Genomic DNA, 11041 nt, shown 5'->3' with positions numbered 1-11041 from the left:
CCAGTGAAAAAGCCAGTATTCGGCGCAAACGGAAGATGACCAGTATGAATAGTGCCTATATGGACAAGGTGTTAATAGCAGGATTATGCTCGATGGTTAAACAATGAACACTCACGCTCTCACCCTGACAAAAAGCAGGTGTTAAAAGGGATAAAAACAACGGTTAAAACTTTATACCCATTAAATCTATCGAGTAAAAAAACGACTTCCGATAACAGGTTAAATAGGTTTTCATAATAGTGATACACCCATTTTTACCCTTCCAGATTTTTGCTGTTGTTGTAATGATACTGCTTCCATGAATACCTTTACACGTTGAAGCCATTGCCACATAAATTGACAACAGTGGTTCCGTGTCACGGCGTTCATTTCGGAGTATCGATGCGATGATAGACATAACGCAGTCCGTTTAGTGATTTGTGACGATTGATCAGATCGTCAAAATCGGACTGAGTTCCCTCCAGTGATCTACTCTTTTGAAATCTCATTTATACTGTATACGATAATTTCATTAATATGGTACTCGCTATGGAAAAAGAAATCTTTATTTTTAGAGAAGTTAACGTAGAAGACGCAAACAATCTCATTGTTTTTTTTAATGATTTGGATAACACATCGGAATTTATGTTGCTTGAGCCGGAAGAAAGAAAAACAAGTGTTGAAGAACAGGCGGATATAATAAAAGGATTTGGAAAAGACAGGCAAATGTTAATATGCGAAGATAGTAAAAACATTGTTGGATTTATTGTTATATCTAGAGGGGTATTCAATAGGAACAGGCATCTGGGTTCTATTGTTCTTGGAGTAAAAAAAGAATATAGAAATAAAGGCATAGCAAGAACCTTACTCGACAAAGCGCAAGATTGGTCACGGAAAAATGGAGTTAGTAGACTTGAATTAACCGTTGCAATAAAAAACATATTGGCAATAAAGCTTTATTTGTCATCAGGTTTTATTTTTTCTGGCATCAGAACTAGCTCACTATTTATAAATGGTGAACTGACAGATGAATACTATATGACTAAAGGAATATCTGAAACAGTAATAGACAGTGTGGCAAACAACCGGTGATTAAGCTAAGATTTTTTGTGAAAGGAATAACATATGGAGAGTATGTAGATGATTACTCTATTAAGCAAAGAAGAAATTAGTCAGAATACGCATCTCGCCGTGTTATCAATAAGGGATTTAGATGAAGAATTCCCGTGTAAATAGCATTTTTCAGATTGTTGGGTACTCCTACATTAGATGAGAGTTAACAGATTCTTGAAGTTGATTTCTAATCAACTCAGACCGTTGACAAACCCATTGAAAATAACCGGGTTTGTCAACAGTCTGAAGAGCGATATTCCCGCCCTTTTTGCTGCCTTAAGAAGCCTTTTCTTCTGGCTTAGATACCGGCTGCTGTGCCTGTGCCGGAGCATCAATCTTATGTGGTGCAGGCAATATTATCTGATTAAAACCATTTCTTAACTGGTTTACATCCACTTCTGCTTCCCCTTTCGGCTGAATCAGAACAAACGCGACTTCTTGCGAGAGGATCTGTTTCAGTTCATGATTTAGCATTTCAGGTGTCAGGGAAGCTAAAAATGCTTGTCTCAGGCGTTGATACTGTTCAGGAGCAATATCCACCACATTGCTTTGTTGGGACAAAAGACGCTGATTAATCAGAATATCCGTGCTGGTGTGGGCATACATGGCAAACAACTGGCTGAGTTGGGCTTGTTTCTGCGCATACAGCTCATCAAACTGTGCCTTAGGCAATCCTTTATCACGTAGTGTTACCAATTCAGCAGCCAGATATTCCATCGCGGGTTTTAAATTACCTGCCGATGTGTTGAGATTCAGAGCACAACTCGCACGCTGATACTGAACTTTGCAATCCAGCCCCAGTTTCAGCGCCTTATCATTTCTTCTCTCCAGCCCAAGTTGCAGGTAACGATAAAGTGCCTCACGGGTAATATCACTGATCCAATAGCGGCTCAATACATGTGAATCATTCATCGGCTGCCAGTTAAGATCCCAAATCAAGGATAAGGTATCTTCTTTATTTTTATCACTGATCATCCCTATCGTATCCGGTTTCATCGGTAACAACGCCGCGATCGTTGCCGGAGTATGGCGCTTACCTTTCAATGATGAAAACACCTGGTTGATATTTTCCAATAAAGTACGACTATCCACATGGCCCGCGATATACAACGTCATCATGTCAGGGGTATACCACTGCCGGTAAAATTGCTTAAGCTTATCCAAGTCAACAGGTTGAGCGGTGGCCTGGGCCGGATCATGTCCCAACAGAGTTGAACCTTCCAAACGTCTGCGCCACACCGGATCCTGTATATCCGGCGGATAGGTCGCTACCGATGTACCCGCCATTTTCATGGCATGTTGTAGTGTCTCTGGCGTAAATACCGTTTTACCCGCCGCGTCAGCCAACCAACTCAACGCACTTTTTAACAGTTCAGGACGATTATGCGGCAAACTCAGGCTATAAAGCGTGAAATCATATGAAACAATAGCAGGAGGCAGCGGGTATTTAGAATCGACGGCACTGTCCCATAGTTGTTCCAGTTTAGCGGAAGACAAACTTTTGCTGCTAAATAACGCGACTTTCGGAATCAACCAGGTATAACCCGCTTGCTGCGTTTTCTCCGCCAGCGAACCGGTTTTCACTACAAGGCGCAACTGTATTCTGTCGTTAGGACGCTGCGGCGTCTGCAAGATTTGCCAGTTAAAACCATTTTCCAGTTTGCCTTGTTTCCAGGCAGGGTCAGGTTGCAAAGCTTCTGCCTGCGCCTGGCCTGCAACGGCCAGCATTATCCCACCAATAAAATAACGAATTTTCGTACCCTGCATGTGAACCCCTATAGATGTCTATCCTTGGTTTTAGTCTGCGGCGGTTTAACCAGTGATGACAGAATATGTTCCCTTCGACCAATAACAACGGCAGAAAAAGCAAAAACCTGAGTTTTAGCAGGTGAAATTCTGTCAGAATTATCACTGAGGGTTAGACCTCAAACCACCCCGGATGGTTTCATGATGACGGAGGTTTATGTTTATCAAATTGACGATTATATCCCTTGATCAGCAGACCCAGTTCATCATCCTGGTGGCCTTTCGGGCAAGTCATTGGCTCTGGTGGTTGATCGTTATTAAGATCCCGAGCAATGTTACGCAATGGGTGCACAATAATCCGGTTAATACACCAGCTTATCGACACAGTCAGAATAAGCGCTAACAATAAATACGTCGTCAACATCAGTGCCAACGCATTAATAGCAAAACGATATACCCGATTAGAATCCACCTGTAAAATCAAATGCCCCAGCGGTTTAGCGTCTATTGGCGCTGAACCATAAGCATGGAGAGGAATACTCACTTCCACAGGGATCCCAAAAATACGTTCAGCCAATTCGGGAATTGGACGATGGGTGGCAAAGCTTAATCGTATCACCCGGATATCCTCCGGTAACACCACATCTGCCCGCCCTAAAATACCCGCAGTACGTAGCCCTATCAGTAACTCTTTTGCTTTACTGAGATCGGAACTGAGCAACGCTTCGGTTAAAGGCACCTGTACCTGAACTGCCGCATTATTAAGCTGACTGATATAATCATCTTTACGTTGCTGTATAAGATGACACAATTGAATAGTAATAAAAATAGCAATGGTCACCAGCGTGACGCCGGTCACTGCGGCCATCTGTTTAATGGTTAACGAACGTTTGACGCGCAATTTCATTTTCACTCAAACCAATGCCTGTGAGATATCGCAGTTATAACATGTGATCAATGGAATTGAGTATACTTGATTTTATCGCTAACGATCCTGTTTCACTTACCCAAGTCGTTATTTTTCTGAAATAATTACCTTTAATAGCTATCTGTGACGGCTAAAGACAAAAGTAAATATTTAAATGGTGATAATGGCTAACCCATTATCACCAACAATGTTTTATCTCATGATTACCAAGCAATTACTCCACCGCAACATTTTCATCCTGATCAACGGCAAAACAGGCAATCAGTTGTTCACCATATTGATTCAATTTTGGCTGAAACTGCGTACAGGCGCTAAATGCCCGACGACAACGAGCCGCAAACGCACAACCGGGTGGTGGATTCATCGGGCTTGGCAATTCACCTGTCAATTTTATCCGTTCACGACGTAATTCAGGATTTAGTCTTGGCGTTGCTGATAACAGCGCCTGTGTATACGGATGACGTGGATTACTGAAAATCATCTCCTTATTGCCTTTTTCCACACAGCGGCCAAGGTACATCACCATCACTTCATCCGCGATATGCTCAACCACAGACAAGTCATGGGAAATAAACACATAAGACAATCCCAAATCCTGCTGCAAATCCATCATCAGGTTCAACACTTGTGCCCGCACTGAGACATCCAGCGCAGAAACCGGCTCATCCGCGATTAACACATCCGGGTCCAACATCAAACCACGGGCAATCGCGATTCGCTGGCGCTGACCACCAGAGAACATATGCGGGTAACGGCTGTAGTGTTCGGTTTTCAACCCGACTTTCGCCATCATCTGCAACACTTTCTCTTTACGCTCATGCGCATTCAGTTTGGTATTGATCAGCAAAGGTTCCTCCAGGATTTGCCCAACTTTCTTACGCGGGTTCAGCGAACCATAAGGATTCTGGAATACAATCTGGATTTTCTGGCGACGCAACTTTTCAGCGTCTTTATTTGGCACCAACAGATCCTGCCCCTGATAATAAAGTTCACCGTCAGTTGGCTTTTCTATCATTGTCAGCAATCGCCCCAATGTGGATTTACCACACCCCGACTCACCAACCACTGCCAGCGTTTTGCCTTTCTCCAGTTCAAAAGAGATACCATCCAGCGCTTTTACAGTACGGGCAGGTGAAAATAATCCCCCTTTGATCGGGTAATATTTTTTCAGTTCTGTCGCTTTTAATAACGGCACCGTTGATGTTTCCCGCGCCTGATAAATATGTTCACTCATATTGTCGGCCTCCCCGCATCATCCAGCGGTGTATGGCATTTCACCTGACGTTCCCCTACCGTTCGTAATTCCGGCTCCATCTGGCGGCAATGGTCATTCGCATATGGGCAACGCGGATGCATCAGGCAACCAATAGGCCGGTCATATTTCCCCGGCACAACACCCGGTAAAGAGGCAAGACGGGATTTATCCGTGGCAAATTCAGGTAATGCCCTGAGCAGTGTCTGAGTATACGGATGACGTGGCGCACAGAAGATTTCTGATGCTTTACCCGATTCCACAACCTGCCCGGCATACATCACGATAATATGATGAGCAGCTTCCGCGACTAATGCCAAGTCATGAGTGATTAAGACCAACGCCATATTTTCCCGTTGTTGCAACTCCAGCAACAGTTCAATAACCTGCGCTTGAATGGTGACATCCAAAGCCGTTGTCGGTTCATCAGCAATAAGCAATTTTGGCCGGCAAGCAATTGCCATTGCGATCATCACCCGTTGGCTCATACCACCGGATAATTGGTGCGGATAAATATCCAGACGCGACGCGGGATCGGGAATGCCAACCAATGTCAGCAGATCGATCGCCCGTTGGCGGCGGGTGCGACGGTTGCCACCCTGATGCACTTTCAGCGCCTCCATAATCTGATAGCCAACGGTATAACAGGGATTCAGGCTGGTCATCGGGTCCTGGAAGATCATTGCCATTTCTGCACCAACCAGTTGGCGGCGTTCTTTCTCCGAGATTTTGGTCAGATCACGCTGGTTAAACTCCAGTTTGTCTGCCATCACCCGGCCCGGATAATCAATCAATCCCATGACGGCCAATGAACTGACTGACTTACCGGAACCGGATTCTCCGACAATCCCGACAACCTGACCCTGTTCAACACGGTAGCTGATGCGGTCAACAGCACGGAATGGCGCATCTTCTTCACCGAAGTGAACCGATAATTTTTCTACATTTAACAATGCCATTTCGCTACCTCGCTACTGCTTGAGTTTAGGATCAAGTGCATCACGCAAACCGTCACCCATCAGGTTAAACGCCAACACTGTCAGCAGAATTGCCAACCCAGGGAAAGTCACTACCCACCAAGCACTTTGTGCAAACTGCAATACATCAGACAGCATGGTTCCCCATTCCGGCGTAGGTGGCTGCGCCCCCATCCCCAGAAAACCCAAAGCAGCCATATCGAGAATGGCATTGGAAAAACCTAAAGAAGCCTGCACAATCAACGGTGCCAGGCAGTTAGGCAGGATATTGATAAACATCTGGCGCAGGGAACCCGCCCCAGCCACTTGTGAAGCGGTGACATAATCGCGATTAACCTCTACCAGCACCGCCGCACGGGTCAAACGGATGTAATGGGGCAGAGCCACAAAGGTCAACGCCAGAGAAGCGTTGACAATTGACGGCCCAAATATCGCTACCAGCACCAACGCTAACAGCAAACTTGGTAATGCCAGCATAATATCAACAATACGCATGATGATAATATCCACGATGCCACCGAAATAACCTGCCAGCACTCCCAGTACAACCCCCATTAACAGGGATAACACCACAACCAGACATCCCACCAGCAGTGAAAGCCGGGCACCATACATCAGACGCGAAAGTAAATCACGACCGACATCATCAGTACCAAGAATAAACTGCCAGCTTCCCCCTTCCTGCCATACCGGCGGAGTCAACAAGGAACCACGGAACTGCTCCGCCGCACCATGCGGTGCAAGTACCCCCGCTAACAAAGCAATCAACAACATCAGCACAATATAAACCAGGCCAGCAACCGCTCCCTTATTGCGCTTAAAGTAATACCAGAACTCCTGCATCGGCGTCATAATCTTAGGCGCACTGTTTGCAGGCTCAGTCACTTGAGACATAATGCGCTCCCTATTTCTTATGACGGATACGCGGGTTAACCACGCCGTACAGCACATCAACCACTAAATTAACTAAGATAATCATGATCGCCACCAGCAACACTCCTCCCTGAACCACCGGATAATCCCGGCGTTGAAGGGCATCGATCAGCCAGCGTCCAAGCCCCGGCCAGGAGAAAATGGTTTCAGTCAGAATGGCCCCCGCCAGCATGATACCCACCTGCAAGCCGATAACAGTCACAACCGGCAGCAGCGCATTGCGCAGTGCATGAACCACAATCACACGGATGCGGCTCAAGCCTTTGGCACGGGCGGTGCGGATATAATCTTCACCCAATACTTCCAACATAGAAGAGCGGGTCATACGGACGATCACCGCCAGTGGAATTGTTCCCAGGACAATGGCAGGCAAGATCATATGCATTACGGCATCTTTGAAATCACCTTCTTCACCCCAGAATAGGGTGTCGATCAGCATAAAGCCCGTCAGTGGATAACTGTCATCAAGGAAAATACTGTCACTTATCCTCCCGGATACCGGTGTCAGATCCAACTGGACAGAAACCAGCATGATCAACATGATCCCCCACCAGAATATCGGCATGGAGTATCCGGTCAGGGAAAGACCTATCGCAGTATGATCAAAAACCGATCCACGCTTTACCGCCGCCAGTACACCAACCGGAATACCAACCGCAATAGCAAACAGCATGGCGCATATCCCCAGTTCAAGAGTTGCCTGGAAACGGGGAACAAATTCTTCCCACACCGAGATACGGCTTTTCATTGAGATGCCGAGATCTCCTTGTAATACATTGCCTACATAATGAAAATATTGCTGCCAGAGTGGCTTATCCAGCCCCATTTCAGCCATTAACTGAGCGTGGCGTTCAGCCGATATTCCACGTTCCCCGGCCATAATGGTTACCGGATCTCCGGGGATCATATGGACAAAAGCAAAAGTCAGCAAAGTAATGCCAATAAACGTTGGGATCACTAATCCCAGACGTCGGAGTATGAACTGCAACATATCCCGAACTCTCTTTTTTTAAATGCCGGTTACAGCTCTCAGGCCGTTTGGCTTGATAAGGGGGAGGACTTTCCCCCTTCGGCTCACAACTCAATGAACATCTTGCCCCTACTTGTTTGTCAGCCTTTCCCCGGCGATGACTGATAGCCGGGGAGAAGTCGCCATCTCCGTTAAAAAATCAGGAAGATGGCATATCACAACCGAGTAAAAACATGATTATTCAAGAGATACGTCGCTAAAAATATGCCTGCCCAGAGGATCAACGACATAACCTTTGACCTCTTTACGAACCGGTTCATAAACTGTGGAGTGAGCGATAATCAGCGCCGGAACCTGTTCGTGCATCACAGCCTGAGCCTGTTTATAAAGCTCAACGCGTTTAGCATACTCAGAAGCGATTCGTGCTGGCTGAATGACATCTTCAAATGGCTTGTAACACCATTTAGAGTAGTTAGAGCCTCGTTCTTTGGCCGCACAACTAAACAAAGTTGCGAAGAAGTTATCCGGATCACCATTGTCACCGGTCCAACCCATCATCACAATCTGATGCTCACCATCTTTAGCCCGCTTTAGGTATTCACCCCATTCATAGCTGACAATTTTGGCCTTAACACCAATTTTTGCCCAGTCAGCTTGAACCATTTCAGCCATACGGCGGGCATTCGGGTTATACGGTCGTTGTACTGGCATTGCCCACAGGTCGATAGTAAAACCATCGCTCATCCCCGCTTCCTTCAGTAACTGCTTCGCTTTTTCCGGAGAGTACGAGTAATCTTTAAGATCATTGTCGTAACTCCACATGGTTGGTGGGATCAGGTTTTTGGCTTTCTGACCAGCCCCCTGATAAACCGCATCAATGATAGCGTCTTTATTGACAGCCATTGCCAGCGCTTGACGAACTTTGACGTTATCCAATGGCTTCTTGGTGACGTTGAAAGAAACATAACCGACATTCAGACCTGGCTGTTCCATCAAGACGATATCTTTATCCTTCTTCATGCGGGCAATATCCGCTGGATTTGGATATGACATGATCTGACATTCATTTTTCTGTAATTTTGCATAACGAACGGACGCATCAGGAGTAATAGAGAAAACTAGCCGGTCAACTTTGGCTTTATCTCCCCAGTACTCTTTGAAGGCTTTATACAGAATGCGAGAATCTTTCTGATATTGCAGCAACTGGAACGGGCCTGTACCAATTGGATTCAGATCGACTTTCTCCGGCGTACCGGCTTTCATCATCTTATCTGCATATTCGGCTGACAGAATAGAGGCAAAATCCATTCCTAAGTCAGCCAGGAATGGTGCTTCCGGGCGGCTCAGTTCAATCCGGACAGTATAATCATCTACTTTTTCAACCTTATTGATTATCTCACTCATACCCATGCCAATAAAATACTCATAGCTGCCGCCTGACACCTTGTTGTATGGGTGGTTGGTATCTTTTTGCCGCATGAAAGCGTAGATCACATCATCAGCATTGAATTCTCGGCTTGGTTTGAACTCTTTGTTATCGTGCCACTTAACGCCTTTGCGCAGATGAAAAATGTAAACTTTACCGTCATCACTAATATCCCATTTTTCAGCCAGACTCGGGATAATTTCCGTTTTACCTGTTTTGAAATCAACCAAACGGTTATACAGTGGTCTTGAACTGGCATCATAAGTTGTACCAGCCGTGAACAGTTGTGGGTTAAATCCTTCTGGTGAGCCTTCAGAGCAGTAAACCAATGTTTTTGCCTGAACGCTGGCGGTTACTACCAATGCAACCAAGCTGATCCCTAGCTTTAATAACCCTGTCTTTTTAGAGGAAGTTGTCATTCTCTTGCACTCCATTTGTGATGTTGTTGTGTACAGCCAGAACCTGCATTTTCTGCCAAGAAACTGTGCTGTTTGGGTTTTGTTTATTATTTTTCGACTTACAATTAAACAACTGTTGTCCCCGGCGTCAATAAGATCTCAACAGATGTCACAAACAACAGGAAAACACAAAAGAAACCAATCATTAACATTGTTAGCACAAAAACATGACAATGCGCACATTTTATAGACAAAAAGACCATAAAAAGGCAATGGTTGCAGTATGAATAACTGTTAATCAATATGCGATATTTGTAACCATGCGATTAATTAATAAACGAATATTCCGATAGAAAAGATGATAAACGGCATAAAACGCTGTGTGCTGAATAAAACCGACACCGGAAAAGTGAATGGAATAAGTGTGATGCTAATAACATAATTCAATACACAAATAGGTTACCTATTTATTTAATTTTATATCCTCTGGTTTCATTAAATAGTGTACCGACAAACAGATGGACTCCAAACTGCCAGTATCTGATTAGCAACCTTTTTCTTTTTTATCTTCCTAATACCAAGGGTGGTTAATAAACCAACGATAACCAAAACTACAATCAGACTTTCGACTGAAAAAGCGATACGCGAATCAAGATATTAAAAACAGATCACAAAGATGGGTATTAACAATATGTAAGAACGTTCTGTCTTTGTGACTTCCTGTAGGGTTCCGATATTCACACTTCGAAAATACTCTATTACCGTTTATTTTTAATTTATCAATCTCGAGTAGAGTTGTATTACCTATATCACTTAATTTCACGTTTATATTCCATTTCATGTTTATAGAAGATGACATTCATACACTATTATTATGTTTTTTCAAACAAGTAATTCAGTGGATGCCATATATTTCTTAGATGAATAAATTAAACCTTATTTATCATAAAATTAATGCAATAAAGATAAGAACAAATATATTAAACATCATTGATAGTTAGTAGATGTTATTTTATTATTTGGCGGATTCACATGATAAGTGCAACATCGTTAATCTGGAAGTAAACAAGTTCTTATTCCTTTAAATAACTCATTCGGTGTTTTCCCACCCCGTGTTTTTCGGGGGCGATTATTTAATCGGTTTACCACAAAATTTATTTCCTGATCAGAGACTTCATTAAAATCAGTTCCTTTTGGAAAGTATTGTCTGATTAACCCATTGATATTCTCATTGATCCCTCTTTCCCAGGGCGAATAAGGATGCGCAAAGTCAATTTGGGTTTCTAACTTTTCACTGATGATTTCATGATCTGCAAACT

Annotated in this window: 9 protein-coding genes and 2 pseudogenes; 1 reads left to right on the top strand and 10 read right to left on the bottom strand. The window is 44.2% G+C overall.

The window, feature by feature from the left end:
• Positions 1 to 231 precede the first annotated feature (231 nt).
• Positions 232 to 360, bottom strand: a pseudogene (locus C5471_RS24635) (IS630 family transposase); the annotation flags it as partial.
• A 168-nt stretch (positions 361 to 528) separates the two neighbouring features.
• Between C5471_RS24635 and C5471_RS21985 the strand changes: the two are divergent.
• Positions 529 to 1071 (top strand): GNAT family N-acetyltransferase, encoded by a 543-nt coding sequence (locus C5471_RS21985; protein ID WP_166296415.1) that lies wholly within the window; start codon positions 529 to 531, stop codon positions 1069 to 1071.
• Between the two features lie 297 nt (positions 1072 to 1368).
• Here C5471_RS21985 and C5471_RS21980 read toward each other — a convergent pair whose 3' ends face one another.
• The 9 genes and pseudogenes from C5471_RS21980 to C5471_RS21940 form a co-directional block, all read right to left on the bottom strand.
• Entirely contained in the window at positions 1369 to 2859 is a 1491-nt protein-coding gene (locus C5471_RS21980) for an insulinase family protein (RefSeq protein ID WP_133814417.1), read from the bottom strand.
• A gap of 178 nt (positions 2860 to 3037) precedes the next feature.
• Positions 3038 to 3745, bottom strand: coding sequence for a HAMP domain-containing protein (locus tag C5471_RS21975; RefSeq protein ID WP_133814418.1), 708 nt, complete (start codon positions 3743 to 3745; stop codon positions 3038 to 3040).
• A gap of 235 nt (positions 3746 to 3980) precedes the next feature.
• A complete protein-coding gene (gene dppF / locus C5471_RS21970) occupies positions 3981 to 5000 on the bottom strand; it encodes a dipeptide ABC transporter ATP-binding subunit DppF (RefSeq protein ID WP_133814419.1) in 1020 nt (339 codons plus the stop codon).
• A complete protein-coding gene (gene dppD, locus C5471_RS21965) occupies positions 4997 to 5977 on the bottom strand; it encodes a dipeptide ABC transporter ATP-binding protein (RefSeq protein ID WP_133814420.1) in 981 nt (326 codons plus the stop codon). The genes dppF and dppD overlap by 4 nt, the downstream gene beginning before the upstream one ends.
• 12 nt (positions 5978 to 5989) lie before the next feature.
• Complete coding sequence (gene dppC / locus C5471_RS21960) at positions 5990 to 6889, bottom strand: dipeptide ABC transporter permease DppC (protein WP_133814421.1); 900 nt, start codon at positions 6887 to 6889, stop codon at positions 5990 to 5992.
• 10 nt (positions 6890 to 6899) lie between these two features.
• Positions 6900 to 7919, bottom strand: coding sequence for a dipeptide ABC transporter permease DppB (gene dppB, locus C5471_RS21955; protein WP_133814422.1), 1020 nt, complete (start codon positions 7917 to 7919; stop codon positions 6900 to 6902).
• A gap of 216 nt (positions 7920 to 8135) precedes the next feature.
• Positions 8136 to 9743, bottom strand: a complete 1608-nt coding sequence (dppA, locus tag C5471_RS21950) for a dipeptide ABC transporter periplasmic-binding protein DppA (RefSeq protein ID WP_133814423.1) — start codon at positions 9741 to 9743, stop codon at positions 8136 to 8138.
• A gap of 661 nt (positions 9744 to 10404) precedes the next feature.
• A pseudogene (locus tag C5471_RS21945) lies at positions 10405 to 10545 on the bottom strand (pyridoxal-phosphate dependent enzyme); the annotation flags it as partial.
• Between the two features lie 227 nt (positions 10546 to 10772).
• A partial coding sequence (locus tag C5471_RS21940; protein WP_166295935.1) for an IS30 family transposase occupies positions 10773 to 11041 on the bottom strand: 269 nt, incomplete at its 5' end.

Origin of the sequence: Photorhabdus tasmaniensis, from assembly GCF_011189505.1 — a bacterium.
In the GTDB taxonomy this organism is placed as follows: domain Bacteria; phylum Pseudomonadota; class Gammaproteobacteria; order Enterobacterales; family Enterobacteriaceae; genus Photorhabdus; species Photorhabdus tasmaniensis.
Note: the sequence above shows the minus strand (reverse complement) of the source record. Positions and strands in the feature narration are given on the sequence as shown.